We start from the raw sequence: 21,414 nt of genomic DNA on the forward strand, positions 1-21,414 counted from the left end.
GAAAAAAATGTTTTCAACTTCCATTATAGAAAAACTTGCTTACTATATTTATTGCCTGATTGACCCTAGAGACGGCAATATTTTCTATGTAGGTAAAGGCTTGAACAATCGCGTTTTCCATCATGCCCAAGCCTCATTACAAGAAACAGAAAAGCCAAGTGATAAAATTGCCTTGATTAGGGAAATACATAAAAGTGGGAACCAGCCTGTGTATTACATTCTACGGCACGGCATCAAAACCAGCGACCAAGCTGAACAATATGAAGCGATGGCAATAGACCTACTCTCCCTAGTCAAACCGAGCCAGCAGCCGCTGACTAATATTCAAGGCGGCACGCATTCTTCTGAAGTAGGACTGATGAGCTTGTCCGAATTAAAACGAAAATATGATGCACAAGAATTAAAAACTGGTGAACCTATTGTTTTAATTACGATTAATAAAGAATACGAGAAACTGAAAAAAGACATCAGATCAGGGAATATTCCTGAAGCCGATAGGCATAAGGAAATTTATGAGCGCACACGGAAATATTGGAAAATCGGAAACCGACGTGAAAAAGCAAAATATGCAGTTGCAGTCTATCGCGGCTGGACATTGGCAGTATATGAAATCAAAAGATGGATTTCCGCCGATGATATTATTAAAGGCCGCTGGATGTTTGAAGGCAAGCCACTACCAGAAGAATCCAAGATTTATCAAGAAATCGTGGACAAGCTGACCTATTCTTCCCAAGAAAACTATAAAGCCCCCCAAAACCCCATTACCTATCGTAATTGTTAAATAGTAAATTTTCAGATGACCTGAAATCCACGAAATTACAAATCATCATGCAACCCATCCAATACCAAACCGACCTCACTCCCTACAACACTTTCGGCCTGAAAGCCCAAGCCCAAGCATTTGTTTCACTCAAACATGCCGATGAATTACGCGACATCGTCCGGCTGCCCGAGTTCAACCGAGATACTGTTTTATGGCTCGGCGGCGGCAGCAATATCCTTTTGATGGAGGACTACGCCGGTCTGGTTGTGCATATGGAAAACAAGGGAATTCGTGAAATTGAGCGTTCAGACGGCCTGGTTTATATCGAAGCGCAAGCCGGGGAAATTTGGCATGATTTTGTTTTGCATACGGTTGGACTGGGTTTAAGCGGGCTGGAAAACCTCAGCCTGATTCCGGGCACGGTCGGCGCGTCTCCGGTACAAAACATCGGTGCATATGGTGTTGAAGCGAAAGATGTTATCCATAGCGTACGCTGCTTTGATTTGGATACGGAAACCTTTGTCGAGCTTTCTAATTCCGACTGTGACTTTGCCTATCGTGAAAGCCTGTTCAAACAGGAAGGCAAGGGACGTTATGTGATTGTTTCGGTTGTATTTGCGCTAAAAGAGCATTTTGTGCCGAACTTGGGCTATGGCGATTTGGCAGCAGCGGTTGCCGAACTGAGCCAAGGCAGAGAAGCAACGGCCAAAGATGTTTCCGACGCAGTGTGTGCAATCCGCAACAGTAAACTGCCTAATCCTAATGTGCTTGGTAATGTCGGAAGTTTCTTTAAAAACCCTGTTGTCAGCGCTGAAAAAGCTGCCGATTTGTTGCAGCAATACCCCAATATGCCACGCTATCCGCAGCCTGACGGTTCGGTCAAACTCGCGGCCGGCTGGCTGATTGACCAATGCCGTCTGAAAGGTCATCAGATCGGCGGTGCGGCAGTGCATGACAGACAGGCTTTGGTTTTGGTGAATAAAAACAATGCATCCGCGCAAGATGTCCACCAGCTGGCACAATATGTTTGTAATACAGTATTTACTCAATTTCAGGTAGAATTACACGCAGAACCCAACTGGCTGCCTACTTCATACAGCCTATAAAACAAAGGAGTGTATTCCATGCCGCGCATTGCTAAAGTCAACACTTACACACGAATCATCAATGCCAGCCTCGCCTTGTTCAACGAAGAAGGCGAGCGCAATATTAGCACCAACCATATTGCCGCCCACTTAGGTATCAGCCCGGGCAACCTCTACTACCATTTCCGCAACAAAGACGAAATCATCGTCCAATTGTTCAAACGTTACAGCGAGGCCCTGCTTGCCTACCTTAATGAAGCCGTATTGCCGTCTAATGTGGAAGACTCCATCAACTACATGGCCGGTATTTATGATGTGATGTGGGAATACCGTTTCCTTTTCAGCGATGTGAACACCCTGCTTGCCCGCAGTGCCGAATTATTGGGCGAACACAATACCTTTACCCAAGCCAAAGTGTCCCCGCTGTTGGTTAACCTGCTGACCCAGCTCAACGGGTTGAACATCATCAGTGCAGACCAAACCGCCATGAACGACCTTGCCGTCAATATGTGGATGGTGACGAAATACTGGTTCGACTTCGACAGCTCCCTGCGCGGTCGCGCCAAGTTGACCGAAGATTCTAAAGTACGGGGCATCAGCCGCACACTCAGCCTGTTGCGCCCTTACCTCCTTCCGGAACACCGTGCCGAATTTGACCAAAAAATCGGCAGCAACCATTAATTTTTCCATACAAAGGCCGTCTGAAAACGTGGCTTTAACCAAGTTAAAGCTATTTTCAGACGGCCTGTTAATTTTCGGATGCTTTCTTTATGCACCTTCCCGATATTTCCATTCTCGGCTTAGGCTATCTCGGCCTACCGCTGGCACAAAAATTTTATGAGCAAGGCAGTCAGGTAGCCGCCGTCAAACGCAACCTGACCTCCGACGACATTAATCTGCCGATTGAGCTCGACATCATCGATTTGAATCAAAACGATATTTTTCACAGTTCGGCCTTGTGGCAAAACCACATCAACAAGCCGACATGGTTCTGCCTGCTTCCGCCTTCGTCATTAAACCATTACGCCGACACCCTGAAAAAATGGATTCGACTTGCCGAGCAATGCAAGGTACAACACATCATCTTTACCAGCAGCACCAGCGTGTATGGCAACCAAGCACGCGTATGCGATGAAACCACGCCTCCTGATCCGCAAACCGAATCCGCCCGTCAAATCCTCGCGGTTGAGCAAGTCCTGCTGGAAAGCGCCGTCCCCCATATCGACATATTGCGACTGGGCGGACTTTACTCTGCCGACCGTCACCCCGTTACTAAGCTGGTTCAAAAAACACACATTCAAGGCGGCAATCAACCCGTTAATATTCTTCATAAGGATCTTGCCGTCCAAATCCTTTTTCAGACGGCCTGCCAAGCAGACGGCAAACGTATCCGCAATATTGTCGAACCCCGCCACCCAAGCCGGGCCGAATTTTATACTGCCGAAGCGGCCAAACTCGGCCTGCCCGCTCCTGATTTCATCGTTGATGATGAAAGCAACGGCAAAATTGTAAATACCGTTTGCGCAGACGGGCTAAGCCTGTAAAATTGCGACTCAACCCATTCATCCGTTTCAGACGGCATTTAGAGTAAACCATGTCCGCCCTATTTCCCCTTATCAACCACCTGATACAGCAAAATCCAGAGCAACAGCGCGAGCTGTCTGAATTTGCAGGCAGCATCATCTGCATCAGCCTGACCGGTTTCAGACTGACCGGACGCATCAGCGAACAAGGTTTTCTTGAAACCGCAAATGAAACCGCCGACACCAACATCACATTCCACAACAGCGCCATCCAAAAAATCCTCCAAGGCGGCCAGCCCGGCGTGGGCGACATCAGCCTCGAAGGCGACTTGGTCTTGGGCATGTCCGTCCTTCCTATTTTGGGTGGACTGCGCTATTATCCGAGCGAAGATTTGGCGCGTGTATTCGGTCATGTGGCCGCAGAAAGTATCAGCTCGCGCGCCGGCGACATCGGCCGCACCATGAAAAAAATCGGCAAAAGCATTGCCGAGCAAATCAGCGACTTTTCACGCGAACCCGAATCCCCTGTTATCGACCAAGCCACGCTTGCCGCATGGTTGGAAGAAGTGGACAAACTGCGTGACGACGTTGCCCGCCTAAACGAACGCCTCGATCGCCTCGAGCGCGATATCTGGATAGATTAGACACTTAATTTCAGACGGCCTACTATCATGAAAAGCCCATTTAAAAACATCGGTATCGTTACACGTCCCAATACGCCCGAAATTCAAGATACCGTCCACACATTGGTTTCTTTTCTGCGCGAAAACGGCTTCACCATCTATCTGGATGAATTGAGCGTAGAAGAACACTGCGTCTATATCCAAGATTCCGCCTACTGCGAAACCGTAAACAAAGCCCAACTGGGCAAATATTGCGACCTCGTCATTGTGCTCGGCGGCGACGGTACCTTCCTCTCCGCTGCCCGCGAAGTTGCTCCGCGCGCCGTTCCTATCATCGGCATCAATCAAGGCCACTTAGGCTTTCTCACCCAAATCTCACGCGACACCATGGTTGAGGGTATCCGCCCCGTACTGGAAGGCAAATATCTGCCCGAAGAGCGCATCCTCATTGAAGCCAGTATCATTCGTGACGGCGAAACCATCGAACGCGCCCTAGCCCTCAACGACACCGTACTGTCTCGTGGCGGTGCAGGCCAAATGATTGAATTTGAAGTATTTATCAATCAAGAATTTGTCTATACCCAACGTTCGGACGGCCTGATTATTTCCACGCCGACAGGTTCGACCGCTTATGCACTTGCCGCCGGCGGCCCCATCATGCAAGCCGGTCTGCACGCCTTCACGCTTGTGCCTATCTGTCCGCAATCCATGACCAACCGCCCGATTGCCATCTCCGACACCAGCGTAATCGAAATCCTCATTACCAAAAGCGGCGACGCACGCGCACATTTTGACGGACAATCCCATATCGACGTGCAAAACTTCGACCGCATCATCATTCGCCGCTATCACAATCCCTTGCGCGTCCTCCATCCCACCGATTACCAATACTTCAAAACCCTGCGCCAAAAGCTGCATTGGGGCGAACAATTGATTTAAACACCACTTCAATAAATAGGCTTACCATGAAAACCATTTCCCAAACCTTAATCATCGCGCTGTGCGCCCTTTCCTCCCTCTCCGTCTCCGCACACGGCATGCACAAAAGCAAACCCTTGTCCTTTGAAGAATTGCCGAAAATCTGCCAGCAATACTTTACCCGTGCGGATGCGTGTTACCAAAAAGCAGGCGATAAAGCATCGTTCCAACGTGACAACACAAAATACCTGCGCCAAATCCTGCCTGCTGCCGACGTAGGCCAACGTGAACGCATGTGCCAAATTGCCATGGATACATTCGCTGAAAAAACAAAAGGCTTAAATTGCGAATAAAGACCTTCCCCTTAGCTCTAGTAATTTTAATTTCATAAAAAGGCCGTCTGAAACATTAGATTGTTTCAGACGGCCTACTTACAAAAACCCTTTACTTTTTAAGAAGAGACCACAAAATCTACCGTATGCGCTTCACTGTAATCAGGGATTTCCAGCTTTTCTATCATGCGGTGCAACACATCATTCGGAACAGAATGTTCGCGGTTACGGTTTTGCGATAGTAATTGCGTGTAAGGCACTTCCAAATAAATGAGATGCACACGTGCGCCGTAATCGGCAAACATCGGCAGCCATTTACTGCGCAAGTCGCGGTTGAGATTGGTCGCATTGAAGACAAATGACGTACGGGCTCGCAGGTATTCTTTTGCCTGCTCTTTACCCAAACGCACTGCTTCGGCGGTATGTTTGGAATCTGCGGGATTGAGTTTACGCTCACGGCGAATCTCATCGAGCGACAGCATAGGTAAATGGGCAAGATGTTGCCTGATGTAGCTGTCTTTGCCGCTACCTGCTATGGCGCACATGGCGTACACCTCAAAGGTCTGATCATCAAATGGCTGATAATCCGGCATTTCGCTACGGCCGTTAAGATAGAGATAGCGTCCGTAATCGCTGGCGAACGTACGTGCCTTACCCCAACAAGCATTTTCTTCACAGAGTTCACGAAACAAATCAACGCGCAGCAAAATATCCTGTTGGTCGCAACATATACGACCCAGGACATCGGCTTTAGCCAGCATGGCAAGATGTGCAGTGTTAACCTGCAAACTGGCCGCTATGACAGCTCGATCAGGATTAGGCTTGTTAATTGCCCATAAAGGCAATCCGTGCAAGCGCACAAGTTTGGCGATTGCTTCTCTTACGGCAAATGGAGCGGCAAATTCGGTATACAGTAAAGTACGGGCAGTATGCTCGCCTTTTTTTGCGTGATGCGGCGAAACGATACGCTCTTTACCGTTTTCTATTTCACGCTTGGTCGTACTGCGTTTTTCCACATCATGCAGTATGGCGGCAGCAAACAGAATATGTTGCTCCTGTTCATCAAGCGCTTGAAACTCGGGCAGTTGTAAAAGGGCTTCGCACACCATTTTGGTATGCGTAAATACATCGCCTTCAGCATGCCACTCAGGGTCTTGCAGAACATCCTTCATATCGGCAAACCAGCTGAAACGACGTTCTAAGGCTTGCCAATCAGGAAGTTGACCGGGTATGTAATCTGGGAATGTCCACATAATTGTCTTTCTTATTATTGGATAATTGGACTTCAGGCCGTCTGAAACTGCCAGCTTTGCCAATGGTATTTGTCGTAATCGATAAGACGGGCAGGCTTCCAAGTTTTCGTCCAATGAACGTCGGTTTTAACGTGTTTGGCTCGCACCAATTTGAAAAGATTATCAAATTCATTGAATTGAACAGGCAGGTTGCCGTTGTTGGTGGCAAAATCAGCGGCGTTCCGGATAACGAAACCTTCACTGCATGCCGCTCCTGTTTTCGGATCGTAGCCGCCAAGCTTACCGGCAGTTTGTACGCTGTCTGTCCACGGCTCTCCCAAATTAGCGGCAAGCCATTGCGCTAAAGCAATATCTTCATTGGCGTATTTTTGAGTGGAATCTGCAAGCGGCTGGACAATTGGGATTTCTGGCACAGTCGGAAAATCAAACAGCTGCGCATAAAATTTAACCTCTTCCCATGAAAGCCAATGTCCGCCACGGCGGACGGCGAATAGATAAAAATAGCTTTCCAGTTGAGAATAGGCAATCGAATGAATGCCGTACATATTCTCGCCAAAAAGTTCGAGATCGCCCAAATCATCTTTGATTTGCTGCCATCGTTGCAGCAAAGGTTTATCCCACGGATGCTGGGTAGGTGCAGCATGACTACGGGCATAGAGGCCGTGCGCGGCAAAGCAGTTGTTTTGCCCATCTAATTTTTCGGTTAAAACCAATTTCGGCAGCGAGGCAAAATATGAAAGAAAGCCGCGCGGCATAAAGCGGTCGTCTGAAGTCGTGCCGAGGCTGATGGGCGCGTGCAGGCTGCGGGCGTATTTTTGAGGTTCAGTTGTCGTCATAATATTTTTTCCTTTTTATTCATTTTTTAATTTTCTTTTCAAGTGTTCCCAGCAACCCGTTACATTTTTCCCACCATATTTCCTTGTTTGGAAACCAAAAGCTGGTCGATTTTCAAATTTTCAGTATCGATAATTTCAAACTTATAACCGGCATAAACCAGAAAATCTGTACGTTTCGGGATTTTGCGCAGGGAATACATCATAAAGCCGGCGATGGTTTCGTAGTTTTCCGAATCGGGAAACTCTTCGATATCCAACGCACGCATGACATCGGCGAGCGGGGTCGCGCCGTCCACCAACCATGTGTCTTCGGTACGGCGGATGATTTGCGGCTCTTCTTCGGTATTGACCAGCTCGCCCATCACAATGCTCATCACATCTTTCAGCGTTACCACGCCAACCACCAGCGCGTATTCGTTCACTACGACGGCAAAGTCTTCGCCAGAAGTCTTGAAGGTTTCCAAGACATCGTAAAGCGACAGCGTATCGGGGATAAACAAGGCTTTACGCAACACGCGCTTGTCGGTCAGCCGGACATCTTTTTCTCTTAAAAATAAGGTCAGCAACGTATGCGATTCGATATAGCCGATAACGCGTTCCAAATCGCCGTCGCACACAAGGAATTTGTTGTGCGGTTTGTCCGACATCATTTCCAACACGGTATCGCTGTTGTCGTTTTTATCAAAATAGACAATGTATTCGCGCGTGCTCATGGTGGAAGTTACCTTGCGCTCTTGCATATCGAAAATGTTTTCAATCAGATAGTGTTCTTGTTCTTTCAACACACCAGCCTGCGCACCGGCATCGACGACGGCGTAAATGTCTTCCGAAGTCAGTTGTTCCTGACGGACGGTGGAAATTTTGAAGAGCTTGAATATTGCGTTTGCCAATCCGTCAAAAATCAAAATAAACGGCTTTAAGATAAAAATCAAAAACATCATCGGACGCACAATGCGTACCGCCACCGCTTCGGGATGGGTCATTGCCATACGCTTGGGCATCAGGTCGGCAATTAAAATAAAGCTGCCTGTAACCAGCGAGAATGTCAGCAAAGAGGCAACTGTGCTGCCCCAACTACCTGCGTTCTCCAATAGTTTGCCAAAATACGGACGTATTGCTGCCTCGCCGACAATACCGGCAAGAATGGCGACGGCGTTCAAACCGATTTGGACAACGGTAATAAAACTGCCCGGCTGCTGCTGCATATTGATTACGTCAAGCGCACGCGTATCGCCGCCGTCTTTCGCCATGACCTGCAATTTGATTTTGCGTGCCGAAGCCAGCGCAAGTTCGGAACAGGATACAAACGCGCTAATGACAATCAGCAGGCACAATAATAGTAAGGCTTCAAAAATATTCATGAAAAAGTGTGTGTGTATGGTATAGGTTAAAAATATTCAAACAGCAAAGGCCGTCTGAAAAATTCAATTTGATCTTAGATTTGTATTATGTACATTTATTGTTTTAATCATCCAGTGCATCTTCATCCAAGGATTTCAACCATTTCAGCTTTTCGCCAATTTTGATTTCCAATCCACGAGGGACAGGTTGATAGAAATCGGGTTCATCCAAGCCGTCGGGCATATAGCTTTCGCCAGCGGCGTAGGCATTAGGTTCGTCATGGGCATAGCGGTATTCGCGTCCATAACCCAATTCTTTCATCAGTTTGGTCGGCGCATTGCGCAGATGGACAGGCACTTCGTCGCTGGCATTTTCTTTGACGAAACGGCGCATTTGGTTGTATGCCTTGTAGCCCGCGTTGGATTTCGCGGCGGCGGCGAGATACAACACGGCTTGCGCCAGTGCGAGCTCCCCTTCGGGCGAGCCTAAGCGCTCATAAGTAGCGGCGGCATCATTGGCAATCGTTAAGGCACGCGGATCGGCCAAGCCGATGTCTTCCCATGCCATGCGGACAATGCGGCGGGCAAGATAGCGCGGGTCGGTACCGCCGTCGAGCATACGGCAGAACCAATACAAGGCCGCGTTAGGATGCGAACCGCGCACGGATTTGTGCAGCGCGGAAATCTGATTGTAGAAACTCTCGCCACCCTTATCAAAACGACGGATTTGCGCACCCAAACTGTCGGCAAGAAATTCGGCGGTCAGGGTTTTCAGACGACGTGTATTAGCAGCGCGTAAAAGCTGCTCGATCAAGTTCAACAATCTGCGCGCATCGCCATCGGCGGTATTCACAAGCAATTCTTGCGCATCTGCTTCAATCGTGAAATCTTGGTATTCAGGCAAAGCCAATACTTTGGTAATCAGCTTCTTCAGGTCGTCTGAAGACAAGGATTGCAAGACATACACCTGCGCCCTGCTAAGTAAAGCCGGATTGACTTCAAATGACGGATTTTCCGTGGTGGCGCCGATAAAGGTTAATAAGCCACTTTCGACATAAGGCAAAAATGCGTCCTGCTGCGCTTTGTTGAAGCGGTGTACCTCGTCAACAAACAAAATTGTCGCGCGCCCTTGCTGCAAGGCAATTTCAGCTTTCTCGATTGCCTCGCGTATGTCTTTCACGCCGGAAAATACGGCGGAAACCGGCAGAAACTGGGCATTGAAACTCTGCGCCAAAATCCGTGCCAGCGTGGTTTTGCCTACACCCGGCGGCCCCCATAGCAACATAGAATGCGGCTTCCCGCCTTCCACCGCCACGCGCAAAGGTTTACCTTCGCCGATTAAGTGCTGCTGCCCGATGACATCATCTAAAGAATGCGGGCGCAAGCGTTCGGCTAAAGGGGCTTCGGGTTGGCGGGCGAAAAGGTCGGACATAGCGGCTTTCGTGCTGATTGATTAAAAAGAAAACTCGCTAGCATTATACGGCAGTTTCGCAAACTCACATATCGGGCCGCATTACGGTATAATACATGCTATTTTGAGAACTCTTCGGGCGTTTCAGACGGCCTTGCTAACAGGAAACATCATGACTTCAAAAACTCTTTTGGCAGCTGTTACATCAGCTTTCTTATTGGGTGCATGCGCTACCGGCGGCGAATCTTTCGGCGGCTTGGGCAGCGGTACAGGTATCGGCAGCAGCGTAGTGAAAATGGCGGTAGACAGCCAATGCCGTACCGAATTGAACAAACGTAACGAATGGCGTGTCATTGCTTTGGCCATGAGTGCGGAAAAACAAGCCGAATGGGAAAATAAAATCTGCGGCTGCGCCAGCGAAGAAGCACCAAACCAATTGACTGCAACCGAAATGATGCAAGTCTTGAGCCCGGCAACCCGCGATCAGGCCATTGCGTCCGTTACTGCGAAAACGGTTACCGCCTGCTTCAAACGACTCTACAAATAATCGTTCAGACGGCCTTTTTTAATATCGAGGCCGTCTGAATTCGTTTTGACTTTCTATTTGAATTTTAAATACATAGAGAAGAAACCATGAAATACATCAGCACCCGCGGTGCGACCGCACGCAAGCAATTCAGCGAAGTTTTATTGATGGGTTTGGCTCCTGACGGCGGTTTGATGCTGCCTGAGCAATACCCTCAAATCGACCGTGCTACTTTAGACCAATGGCGCACACTCAGCTATCCTGAGCTGGCGTTTGAAGTTATGAGCCTGTTTGCTACCGACATCCCTGCTGATGATTTACGCGACATCATCAACCGTACCTACACCGAAGAAGTATTCGGTACCAAAGCCATCACTCCGGTGCGCACACTTTCAGACGGCATCAAAATCCAAGCCCTCTCCAACGGCCCGACTTTGGCATTCAAAGACATGGCCATGCAATTCTTGGGCAATGCGTTTGAATATGTATTGAACAAAGAAGGCAAAGAACTCAATATCTTAGGCGCCACCAGTGGCGACACCGGCTCTGCCGCCGAATATGCCCTGCGCGGTAAAAAAGGCATCAATGTCTTCATGCTGTCTCCGGAAGGCAAAATGAGCGCATTCCAACGCGCGCAAATGTTCAGCTTGCAAGATGCCAACATCCACAATATCGCCGTTGAAGGTATGTTTGACGACTGCCAAGACATCGTCAAAGCCGTACAAAACGATGCCGAATTCAAAGCCAAATACCACATCGGCACAGTCAACTCCATCAACTGGGGCCGCATTGTCGCCCAAGTCGTGTACTACTTTGCCGGTTATTTCAACGCCACTTCGAGCAATGACGAAAAAGTCAGCTTCTGCGTACCAAGCGGCAACTTCGGTAATGTCTGCGCCGGTCATATCGCCCGTCAAATGGGCCTACCCATCCACCGCTTGATTGTCGCCACTAACGAAAACGACGTATTGGACGAATTTTTCAAAACCGGTGCATACCGCCCGCGCAACAGCGAACACACCCACGTTACTTCCAGCCCGTCTATGGATATTTCCAAAGCCTCCAACTTCGAGCGTTTTGTGTTTGACCTGATGGACCGCGATGCAGACGAAATCAAAACCTTATGGGCGGAAGTAGGTTCCGGCAAAGGTTTCAATTTGGAATTTGTCTTAAACAAAGTACATCAACAATATGGCTTTGTTTCCGGCAAATCGACCCATGCCAACCGCCTTGCCACCATCAAACAGGTTTACGAGCAAGACCGTGAATTGATTGATCCGCATACAGCTGATGGTGTCAAAGTAGCGCGTGAAGTCCGCGAAGCCGGCGAAACCATCGTCTGCCTCGAAACCGCACTGGCCGCCAAATTTGAAGCCACCATCCATGAGGCTGTCGGCGAAGTTTCCATCCCTCGTCCGGCCGCATTGGAAGGCTTGGAAAACCTGCCGCAACGTGTCCGTGTTGTCCCTAATAATGCAACAGCAGTGAAAGACATCATTAAGGAAGCCCTGGCTTAACCGGCCGTCCTTGACGACTGCACAGGCCGTCTGAAAAAGTTTCAGACGGCCGCAACCGATATTTGAGAAGTGGGTAACATTATTGCCAAACCCACCACGCCGCAGTCGTTCCTAATATAAAATCAAGGTGTTAAAACAATACCAACTCCTTTTGACTTTCAATTGCAAACATTGTAATGACAGATATTTTCGTTTAGAATTGCATGTTTGCTCTAAATTTGGATTGATATGCAGACAACACAAGCCACATCCAACTGGGAGCTATACAAGCGCTTGCTTGGATATTTGAAAAGCTATTGGAAGATGTTTATCGTCTCCGTAGTGGCCATGCTGATTGTCGCCGGTACGATGCCGGCTTTCGGTTACTTGCTCAAACCTTTGATCAATGAAGGTTTTGTCGATAAAAACATGAAAAGCATGTCATGGTTGCCGCTGGCAATTGTGGCGCTGTTTTTCGTTCGCGGCCTGTTTAACTTCATCAACGAATATTGCACGACGTATCTGTCCAGCCACTTGGTGCAGCGCTTGCGCGGTGAAATGTTCAACAAAATGATGCACCTGCCGACTTCGTATTTCAGCAGCAATACCGGCGGCCGTTTGATGTCTCGTATCTTGAACGACGTCAATCAAATTACCGATGCAGGGTTTAACGTCATTACCGTGATTGCTAAAGACGGCGTGAGCGTAGTCGGCCTATTGGGCTTGCTGACTTATCTGAACTGGCGTTTGACCCTGATTACTTTTATCATCTTGCCGGTTGTTGCTGTATGTATCCAAACAGTCAGCAAACGCCTGCGCAAACTGTCTGCCAACAACCAAATTTATCTTGGCCAGCTGATGCAGGTCTTGGGCGAAAGCATTAATGGTGAACGCGTTGTAAAAATCTACGGCGGTCAAGATTATGAAAACCGCCGCTTCGACCGTATTGCCAATGATGTTCGCCGCAACCTGCTCAAACAGGTTTCCGCCAGCTCTGCCGGTACCGGCATTACGCAATTAATGGCCTCGGTTGCTCTGGCTGCGATTATTTACGCAGCCGCACGCCAAGCAGGGCTTTCCGGCTTCAGCGCAGGCGATTTTATGTCGTTTTTGTCCAGTATGATCATGATGTTTGATCCCATCAAACGCATGACCGGCGTGATGCAATCCCTTCAACGCGGTTTGGCGGCGGCTGAAAGTGTCTTCACCTTTTTGGATCAACCCGAAGAGAGCAACGAAGGCAAACAAATCCTCAGCCCAAACCCTGGCGATATCGAATTTTGCGACGTTGTACACCGCTATCCTGAAGCCGAACGCAACAGCTTGAACCACATCAACCTGCTTGTACCGCAAGGCAAAGTGACCGCATTGGTCGGCGCATCAGGCTGCGGCAAAACCACCTTGGCCAATATGTTGCCGCGCTTCCTTAATCCGGATGAAGGTAAGGTTTTGATTAGCGGCATCAACATCAATGAATATACACTCGAAAGCCTACGCAGCCGCATGGCTTTCGTCGGCCAGAACGTTGTCCTGTTTAATGGTACGATTGCTGAAAACATTGCCTATGCTCAAGCCGGTAACTTCAGCGAAGAAGAAATTATCAATGCTGCAAAAGCCGCCAATGCTTGGGAATTTATCCAAAAAATGCCGCAAAGCCTGCACACTGAAGTTGGCGAAAACGGTTTAAAACTGTCTGGCGGCCAACGTCAACGCCTCGCCATTGCGCGTGCGCTTTTGAAAAATGCACCGATTTTGATTTTGGACGAAGCCACCAGTGCATTGGATAATGAATCCGAACGTTTGGTACAAACCGCATTGGAAAACCTGATGCAAAACCGTACCACATTAGTGATTGCCCACCGACTTTCGACCATCGAAAAAGCCGACAACATCGTTGTGATGCATGAAGGCAATGTAGTCGAACAAGGCACTCATCATGAATTGATCAACGCAGGCGGACGCTATTCCGACCTGCACAGCCTCAGCGAAAAATCAGCCAAACCGGCAAGTAAGTAGCTGAACAGCATATTCCATTCTTTTTATTAACCTTGGCCGCCCCGACCTATCCTTTTCAGACGGCCTTATCCGACAGGAAATATCAATGGCAGCATTCAACACCCAGAAAGTCTTGTCCGTACACCACTGGACCGACGCTTACTTCACTTTCACCTGCACCCGTGACGAATCTTTGCGCTTTGAAAACGGCCAGTTCGTCATGGTCGGCCTGATGGTTGACGGCAAACCGCTGATGCGCGCATACAGCGTGGCTTCTGCCAACTGGGAAGAGCATCTGGAATTTTTCAGCATTAAAGTACAAGACGGCCCATTGACCAGCCGCCTGCAACACCTTAAAGTCGGTGATGATGTCCTCATCAGTAAAAAACCGACCGGTACATTGGTTGCCGGCGACCTGAATCCGGGCAAACACCTCTACCTCTTGAGCACCGGTACCGGCATCGCACCTTTCTTGAGCATTACCAAAGACCCTGATGTTTACGAGCAATTCGAAAAAATCATCTTGGTTCACGGTGTACGCTACAAAAAAGACTTGGCATACTACGACCGCTTCACCAAAGAATTGCCCGAACACGAATACTTGGGCGATTTGGTTAAAGAAAAATTGATTTACTACCCGATCGTTTCACGCGAAGAATATGTACATCAAGGCCGTCTGACCGATTTGATGCGCAGCGGCAAACTCTTTGAAGACATCGGCCTGCCTAAAATCAATCCGCAAGACGACCGCGCCATGCTGTGCGGCAGCCCTGCCATGTTGAAAGACACCTGCAGCGTCTTGGACGAATTCGGCCTGACCGTTTCTCCGAAAACCGGCGTTCGCGGCGACTACCTGATTGAGCGCGCATTCGTCGATCAATAACGTACGTCAGCAACAGGCCGTCTGAAACCCTTCTTTCAGACGGCCTAAACCTTAATAATTTATCCCACATTATGCCTACTCTACTCATCATCCGTCCGTCCAACCGTCCACAGCAAGATATCCAAACCTGCCATGCAGCCGGTTGGCAGGCTCAGGTATTGAGTCCGATTGAAATAGAGTTGGATCATTCGGCGCTAAAAAAACTTCCCGAACAATTCAAGCAAGCCGATGTGGTGTTTTGGGTCAGCCCGACCGCTATTGAAACTGCAGTACCGTGTCTGACCTTTTCAGACGGCCCTAAAGTACACATTACCGTCGGCCAAACCAGCCAACATACTTTGGCACAATTCTCCCCCTATCCCGCCTTCTCTCCCGAAGATGGTAACGACAGCGAAGCCGTCTTGAGAATGCCTATTTGGAAAACCCTGCCACCCAACGCCCGAGTTCTAATCATTCGAGGCCATGGCGGCCGTGATTTTCTGGCAGACAAACTGACCGAACTGGGTTTCCAAATCGACATCGCCGAAATCTATTTCAGACGGCCACACCCCATCGATTGGCAGAACTTTAAAACCGAAGACATCGCCGCCGCCTACGTCACATCCGGCGAACTCGCGCGCGAATTTTTCCATCAGATTCCGCCGCAATTTTCCCGATTCTTCGAATCCTTGCTATACTTTACCCATCATCCGCGCATTGCCGATGCGCTTCGCATTGTCGGCGCCAAACATGTAGAAACCGTCACTTCTTTATCCGTTGCACTTTCATCCATGCCACAAAGGAGCCAAGCAGTGAACCCAGTCGAAGACAATAAAGATACCCAACAAGTTGCCAATACGGCAGCTCCGGCACCTGAACGTTCTGAAAACACCAGGCCGTCTGAACAAATCAAACCTACCCAACCTCAGCAAGTGGAGGCGAGCATGCCCGAGTCCAACAATCTCCCACAAAACAACGCCCCTGTTATCATCAAACAATCTGGCGGCAAAGCCTTGGCCGCAGGTGCAACTGTCTTGGCACTGCTTGGCTTGGGCGCGAGCGGATTCCTGTTCGTACAGGGTCAAAATGTTTTAAAAAACCAAGAACTCGAATTCAACCAAAAAATCGACAAAGCTGCGTTGGGCGAATCTGAAAACGCCAGCCTTTTAAAAGACAACCTCAACCGCCAAACCGCTATTCAGGCCGAGTTAGACCGCCTGAACAACGGTCAAAAAAGCAATAGCGAGCAAATCCTGCAAATGCAGAAAGCTTATCAAGAGTTACTCAAAGGCCGTATCAACTGGCTGGTCGATGAAGCCGAATCCATGTTGAACACTGCTTCGCAACAATTGATGCTGTCAGGCAACCTCCAAGGCGCGGTCAGCGTATTGGAACACATCGACAGCCGCTTAAGCCGTTTTGAACAGCCTGAGCTTATCCCCATCAAGCAAGCCATCAGCAATGATTTGGCCGCGCTGAAAAACCGTCCTTATGTCGATATTTCCGCCACTGCCTTGCGTATCGACCGTTTGGAAACCGGTATTTCCGGCCTGCCTTTGGTTTTGGACGGCGTATTGAAACCAGGTGCCGCGCCTGTCGAAGCTGCTAATTCAGGAACTTGGTGGGAAAATACATGGGAAAAATCCCTCAATGCCCTCAAAGGCTTGGTTGAAGTCCGTCATCTGGACAGCAACGACGCCATGTTGATTTCCCCCGATCAAACCTACTTCATCCGTGAAAACCTGCGCCTGCGCCTTTTGGATGCGCGCATTGCCCTGTTGCAACACAACGGCGAAGTGTATCAAAGCGATTTGAACAACGTTGAAGCAACCGTGAAACAATACTTCGATAGCAAATCCCCTGCTACCCAGTCATGGTTGAAAGAGTTAGCCGAACTCAAAGCCCTTGATGTCCGTATGATTTCAGACGACAGCCTGAAAGCCAGCTTGAGCGCCGTTCGCGCTTATCAAGAAGGTTCGCGTACACAAATGACAACCGAGGAAGCTGCACAAACCCAAGCTGCCGAGCAAACCGCTTCCGCTCCGGCTGCGACTACCGAACAAGCCACAACTTCCGCACCGGCTGCCGCTTCTGCCCCTCAATCTCTGGAAGCACCTGCATTGCCGTCTGAAAACAAAAAAGAACCGGCCGCTGAAGCTGCCAAACCACAAAACCAAACCAAGCCTGCTGCCAAAATTAAAGGAGAGCAAGCATGAAAACCGTCGTTTGGATTGTCATTCTGTTTGCCGCTGCCGTCGGTTTAGCCTTGGCTTCCGGCATTTATACCGGCAACGTGTATGTCGTGGTTGAACAAACCATGCTGCGTATCAATCTGCATGCCTTTGTTTTAGGCCTGCTGTTGAGCGTATTCGTCTTGTATTTCCTGATTAAATTCGTGTTCGGCCTCTTGAACATTCCGGCGCGTATGCAACGCTTCGGCATCGCCCGCAAAGGCCGTCAGGCTTCCGCCTCTTTGAACAGCGCAGGTTTGGCATATTTTGAAGGCCGTTTTGAAAAAGCCGAACAAGAAGCCGCCAAAGTCTTGCAAAACAAAGAAGCAGGCGACAACCGTACCCTGGCTTTGATGTTGGGCGCGCACGCAGCCGACCAAATGGAAAACTTTGAATTACGCGACCGCTATCTGCACGAAATCGAACAGCTGCCACAAAAACAACAGCTTTCCCGTCATCTTTTGCTGGTCGAATCTGCACTGAGCCGCCGCGATTATCCGACTGCCACACAAAACCTTGAAGCAGCAGCAAAAATCAATAGCAACTTAAGTCGCCTGGTCCGCCTGCAATTGCGTTATGCCTTTGATCACGGCGATGCCTCAGATGTCTTGACAAAAGCGGAAAAACTGGTCAAAGCCGGCGCCATCAACGATTATGAAGCCGAACAGTATCAAAACTGGGCATATCGCCGCCTCTTGAGCGAAGTAACCGATGCAGGCCGTCTGAAAGCCTGTTTGAAACAGATTCCCGAAAGCGTGAAATCTGGCGAATTGTGCGTCGCGATTGCCGAGAAATACGAGCGTTTGGGCTTGTATGCCGAAGCGGTCAAATGGGTAAAAACCCATTATCCGCAAAACCGCCAGCCCGAGCTATTGGAAGCATTTGTCGAATCCGTTCGTTTCCTAAGCGAGCGCGACCAGCAAAAAGCCATCGATTTGGCAGATTCTTGGCTGCAGGAACAACCGAACAATGCGCTACTATTGATGTATCTCGGCCAACTGGCTTACGGCCGCAAACTTTGGGGCAAAGCCCAAGGCTACCTCGAAGCCAGCATCGCCCTGCAACCCAGCGTATCCGCACATTTAGTCCTAGCGCGCGTGTTTGATGAAACCGATCAGCCGCAAAAAGCGCAAGAACAACGCAATCTGGTTTTGGAAAGCGTGGCCGAGGAAGAACATCCGGCAGCCCTTCCTCAACCAAATTGATGTGCCGGCTTCACATTAACAACTCATGAAATCTTTCATACCAGCTTCTATTTAATTATTTCAGACGGCCTGAATAAACAACTAAGGCCGTCTGAACTTTGTTCCAACATACCAAATCAGAAAGCCTATTGATCATGACTGCTCTGAAAAACGACACTTTCCTCCGCGCCCTGCTCAAACAGCCTGTCGAATACACGCCCATCTGGATGATGCGCCAAGCCGGACGCTATCTGCCTGAATACAAAGCCACGCGCGCACGCGCAGGTAGCTTTCTCGATTTGTGCAAAAACACCCAGCTGGCGACTGAAGTTACCATCCAGCCTTTAGACCGCTTCGATCTGGACGCAGCGATTCTGTTTTCCGACATTCTGACCGTACCCGATGCCATGGGTTTGGGCCTATATTTTGCCGAAGGGGAAGGCCCAAAATTTGAACGCGCCTTGCAACACGAAGCCGACATCGCCAAACTGCAAGTTCCCGACATGGAAAAACTGCAATACGTCTTTGATGCGGTAACTTCCATCCGCAAAGCACTGGACGGCCGCGTTCCACTCATCGGCTTCTCCGGTAGCCCGTTCACACTCGCCTGCTACATGGTCGAAGGCGGCAGCAGTAAAGAATTCCGCACCATCAAAACCATGATATATTCGCGCCCTGATTTGCTGCATAAAATCCTCGACACCAATGCCCAAGCCGTTACCGCTTATCTCAACGCCCAAATCGATGCCGGCGCACAAGCCGTACAAATTTTCGACACTTGGGGTGGCGTGTTGAGCGATGCAGCATTTAAAGAATTCAGCCTGAAGTACATCCGACAAATCGTTGCCGGACTCAAACGCGAAAGCGAAGGCCGCCGCGTGCCTGTTATCGTATTTGTCAAAGGCGGCGGCTTATGGCTGGAAAGTATGGCAGAAATCGGCGCAGACGCATTGGGCTTAGACTGGACCTGCAACATCGGCGAAGCACGTCGTCGCGTCGGCGAACAAGTTGCCTTGCAAGGCAACTTCGACCCGTTTGCCCTCTTCGGTACACCGGAATCTATCCGCACCGAGGTCGCACGCATCCTCGCCGACTACGGCAACGGCAGCGGCCATGTATTCAACCTCGGCCATGGCATCAACCAACACGCCGACCCCGAACACGCCAAAATTTTGGTCGATACCGTACATGAATTATCCCGTCAGTATCACCGTTAATTAAAGCAACTCAAAGGCCGTCTGAAAGCAAAAACACGATTATCGTGTAAATTTGTTTTTAGACAGTTTTTCTATATACTTAATATTTGAAGCTTATCAGCTGACACCTTCAAACTTAAAACACATCTACTCCCGCTACCGAATATGAATTTTTTAAAAGACATTACCTGGACCGAAATTTTTATCTTCGCCCACACCTGCGCCGCACTCATCTGCATGCTGCGCGTGTTGTACAAACAAAAAAACATCGGCTCAACCTTTGCCTGGCTGATTATCCTATTCCTTTTCCCCGTATTCGGAACCATCGCCTACATCCTTATCGGAGAGCCTCGTCTAGGCACCGCCCGCGCCAAACGTACCGGCGAAATGAACCGCTTCTACCGCAACTTTGCCGCCACCCATCTAGCCGATATCTATCTCGACATTGCCGACCAAGTCAAATCACGTTACCACGGCATCAGTAAAGTTGCCGAAAAAGGAACGGGGCTGGGTGCCACCAAAGGCAACGCCATGAGCCTGCTCTCGACCACCGATGCAATCATCGACAGCATGCTCGCAGACATACGCGCCGCAACCCATTCCTGCCTACTGGCCTTTTACATTATCGAACCCAAAGGCCGCATTGAAGAAATTCTAAATGAAATTCTTGCCGCCAAAGCCAGAGGCGTAGACTGCTCCATACTGGCCGATGCCGTCGGCAGCAGGAGCTTTTTTGAAAGCGATTGGGTAGAGATACTGCGCCAAGCAGGCATTGAAGTACATACCTCATTACCTGTCGGCATCTGGCGTACATTATTCACGCGCACCGACCTGCGCAACCACCGCAAAATCCTCGTTATCGACAGCAAAATCGGTTACACCGGCAGCTTCAACCTTGTCGACCCACGCTATTTCAAACAAAACTCTGGCGTCGGAGAATGGATAGATGCCATGATGCGTTGCACAGGGCCTATGGTACTGGAGCTGTCAGCCGTCTTCTTCGCCGACCTTGCCGTCGAAACCGATAAAAACCTCCAAAACGTACAAACATACCTCAACCAAGCAAAAAACCTGCTGCCCCAAATCCTTCCCGAAAAAATGCAGCAAGGCAATATTGTTGCCCAAATCATTCCCTCCGCCCCCGAGCAAAGCAGCTTCGTCATCTACGAAACCATCATCAGCGCCATCTATGCCGCTACCAAACAAATCACAATTACCACCCCCTACTTCGTCCCTGACGAGCCGCTTCTCATGGCATTAACCGTCGCCGCCAAACGCGGCGTCAAAGTAACCCTGATACTGCCCGCCAAAGTCGATTCACTGATGGTACGCTACGCCTCACGCGCCTACTACCCTATGCTGCTGGAAGCCGGCGTCAAAATCGCCATGTTTGAAGGTGGTCTTCTACATGCCAAAACCATGACTATTGACGAAGACTACTCCCTCTTCGGTACGGTCAACATGGACATGCGCAGTTTCTTCCTCAACCTAGAAATCAGCCTCGCCATCTACGATCGCGACACCACCAAACAAATCTGCAACCTCCAACGTGACTACCTCAAAAACAGCAGCTACATTGCCATCAAATCATGGCAACAACGCTCCAAACTCCGCGGCCTCGTAGAAAATGCCGTCCGCCTGATGAGTCCTTTGCTGTAAAAAAGAAGTAGTGAGGCCGTCTGAAAGCACTGTTCAGACGGCCTTTTAAAACACCTATACACAATATTGATCATCGATAAATATTCAACTCATCCCTTTTCTTCAGTTTCAAAAAAGTAAGCCTCACTATATTTTCTCTTAAAATAGTTTTACAAAATTTAACCATAAATAAACCGATTGA

At 49.2% G+C, this 21,414-nt stretch carries 19 protein-coding genes and 1 pseudogene; 16 read left to right on the top strand and 4 right to left on the bottom strand.

Annotation, left to right across the window (positions count from 1 at the left end):
* Nucleotides 1-7: 7 nt before the first annotated feature.
* The 7 genes from HMPREF2871_RS00385 (at nucleotide 8) to HMPREF2871_RS00415 (ending at nucleotide 5,265) form a co-directional block, all read left to right on the top strand.
* Nucleotides 8-781 carry an LEM-3-like GIY-YIG domain-containing protein gene (locus HMPREF2871_RS00385; RefSeq protein WP_049344209.1) on the top strand — a complete coding sequence of 258 codons (774 nt, stop codon included), beginning with the start codon at nucleotides 8-10 and terminating at the stop codon, nucleotides 779-781.
* A gap of 47 nt (nucleotides 782-828) precedes the next feature.
* Nucleotides 829-1,869 carry a UDP-N-acetylmuramate dehydrogenase gene (gene murB / locus HMPREF2871_RS00390; RefSeq protein ID WP_049344255.1) on the top strand — a complete coding sequence of 347 codons (1,041 nt, stop codon included), beginning with the start codon at nucleotides 829-831 and terminating at the stop codon, nucleotides 1,867-1,869.
* Nucleotides 1,870-1,887: 18 nt separating this feature from the next.
* Nucleotides 1,888-2,529: a TetR/AcrR family transcriptional regulator gene (locus HMPREF2871_RS00395; protein ID WP_036491149.1), complete on the top strand. Its 642-nt coding sequence runs from the start codon at nucleotides 1,888-1,890 to the stop codon at nucleotides 2,527-2,529.
* A gap of 89 nt (nucleotides 2,530-2,618) precedes the next feature.
* Nucleotides 2,619-3,392 carry an SDR family oxidoreductase gene (locus HMPREF2871_RS00400; RefSeq protein ID WP_049344207.1) on the top strand — a complete coding sequence of 258 codons (774 nt, stop codon included), beginning with the start codon at nucleotides 2,619-2,621 and terminating at the stop codon, nucleotides 3,390-3,392.
* 50 nt (nucleotides 3,393-3,442) lie between these two features.
* A complete protein-coding gene (locus HMPREF2871_RS00405; RefSeq protein WP_004519967.1) occupies nucleotides 3,443-4,015 on the top strand; it encodes a ubiquinone biosynthesis accessory factor UbiJ in 573 nt (190 codons plus the stop codon).
* A gap of 27 nt (nucleotides 4,016-4,042) precedes the next feature.
* Entirely contained in the window at nucleotides 4,043-4,933 is an 891-nt protein-coding gene (locus tag HMPREF2871_RS00410; RefSeq protein ID WP_036491160.1) for an NAD(+) kinase, read from the top strand.
* A gap of 26 nt (nucleotides 4,934-4,959) precedes the next feature.
* Nucleotides 4,960-5,265, top strand: a complete 306-nt coding sequence (locus tag HMPREF2871_RS00415) for a hypothetical protein (protein ID WP_003746349.1) — start codon at nucleotides 4,960-4,962, stop codon at nucleotides 5,263-5,265.
* A 98-nt stretch (nucleotides 5,266-5,363) separates the two neighbouring features.
* Here HMPREF2871_RS00415 and HMPREF2871_RS00420 read toward each other — a convergent pair whose 3' ends face one another.
* From HMPREF2871_RS00420 to HMPREF2871_RS00435, 4 genes are all read right to left on the bottom strand, one after another.
* Nucleotides 5,364-6,497, bottom strand: a complete 1,134-nt coding sequence (locus tag HMPREF2871_RS00420) for an AAA family ATPase (protein WP_004519969.1) — start codon at nucleotides 6,495-6,497, stop codon at nucleotides 5,364-5,366.
* A 32-nt stretch (nucleotides 6,498-6,529) separates the two neighbouring features.
* Nucleotides 6,530-7,333 (bottom strand): RNA ligase family protein, encoded by an 804-nt coding sequence (locus tag HMPREF2871_RS00425; RefSeq protein WP_004519970.1) that lies wholly within the window; start codon nucleotides 7,331-7,333, stop codon nucleotides 6,530-6,532.
* Between the two features lie 59 nt (nucleotides 7,334-7,392).
* Complete coding sequence (locus HMPREF2871_RS00430; protein WP_049336803.1) at nucleotides 7,393-8,694, bottom strand: polyamine export protein PaeA; 1,302 nt, start codon at nucleotides 8,692-8,694, stop codon at nucleotides 7,393-7,395.
* Between the two features lie 103 nt (nucleotides 8,695-8,797).
* Nucleotides 8,798-10,105 (bottom strand): replication-associated recombination protein A, encoded by a 1,308-nt coding sequence (locus HMPREF2871_RS00435; protein WP_049336804.1) that lies wholly within the window; start codon nucleotides 10,103-10,105, stop codon nucleotides 8,798-8,800.
* 151 nt (nucleotides 10,106-10,256) lie between these two features.
* Here HMPREF2871_RS00435 and HMPREF2871_RS00440 point away from each other — a divergent pair, with 151 nt between their 5' ends.
* From HMPREF2871_RS00440 to cls, 9 genes and pseudogenes are all read left to right on the top strand, one after another.
* Nucleotides 10,257-10,631: a hypothetical protein gene (locus HMPREF2871_RS00440; protein ID WP_004519975.1), complete on the top strand. Its 375-nt coding sequence runs from the start codon at nucleotides 10,257-10,259 to the stop codon at nucleotides 10,629-10,631.
* A gap of 86 nt (nucleotides 10,632-10,717) precedes the next feature.
* Nucleotides 10,718-12,127: a threonine synthase gene (gene thrC, locus HMPREF2871_RS00445; RefSeq protein WP_004519976.1), complete on the top strand. Its 1,410-nt coding sequence runs from the start codon at nucleotides 10,718-10,720 to the stop codon at nucleotides 12,125-12,127.
* Between the two features lie 228 nt (nucleotides 12,128-12,355).
* Entirely contained in the window at nucleotides 12,356-14,122 is a 1,767-nt protein-coding gene (gene msbA / locus HMPREF2871_RS00450; RefSeq protein ID WP_004519977.1) for a lipid A export permease/ATP-binding protein MsbA, read from the top strand.
* A gap of 85 nt (nucleotides 14,123-14,207) precedes the next feature.
* Nucleotides 14,208-14,984, top strand: coding sequence for a ferredoxin--NADP reductase (locus HMPREF2871_RS00455; protein ID WP_003679792.1), 777 nt, complete (start codon nucleotides 14,208-14,210; stop codon nucleotides 14,982-14,984).
* Nucleotides 14,985-15,055: 71 nt separating this feature from the next.
* Nucleotides 15,056-15,748 (top strand): annotated as a pseudogene (locus HMPREF2871_RS12025) (uroporphyrinogen-III synthase); the annotation flags it as partial.
* A gap of 159 nt (nucleotides 15,749-15,907) precedes the next feature.
* Entirely contained in the window at nucleotides 15,908-17,179 is a 1,272-nt protein-coding gene (locus HMPREF2871_RS12030; protein WP_239665347.1) for a uroporphyrinogen-III C-methyltransferase, read from the top strand.
* Nucleotides 17,176-18,399 carry a heme biosynthesis protein HemY gene (locus HMPREF2871_RS00465; RefSeq protein ID WP_049344203.1) on the top strand — a complete coding sequence of 408 codons (1,224 nt, stop codon included), beginning with the start codon at nucleotides 17,176-17,178 and terminating at the stop codon, nucleotides 18,397-18,399. The genes HMPREF2871_RS12030 and HMPREF2871_RS00465 overlap by 4 nt, the downstream gene beginning before the upstream one ends.
* Nucleotides 18,400-18,533: 134 nt before the next feature.
* The gene (gene hemE, locus HMPREF2871_RS00470) at nucleotides 18,534-19,595 is read left to right on the top strand and encodes a uroporphyrinogen decarboxylase (RefSeq protein ID WP_049344254.1); all 1,062 of its coding nucleotides are present in this window, start codon (nucleotides 18,534-18,536) and stop codon (nucleotides 19,593-19,595) included.
* 144 nt (nucleotides 19,596-19,739) lie between these two features.
* A complete protein-coding gene (gene cls, locus HMPREF2871_RS00475) occupies nucleotides 19,740-21,233 on the top strand; it encodes a cardiolipin synthase (RefSeq protein WP_049344201.1) in 1,494 nt (497 codons plus the stop codon).
* Nucleotides 21,234-21,414 lie beyond the last annotated feature (181 nt).

It is taken from the genome of Neisseria sp. HMSC067G12, from assembly GCF_001812725.1.
Lineage (GTDB): Bacteria > Pseudomonadota > Gammaproteobacteria > Burkholderiales > Neisseriaceae > Neisseria > Neisseria perflava.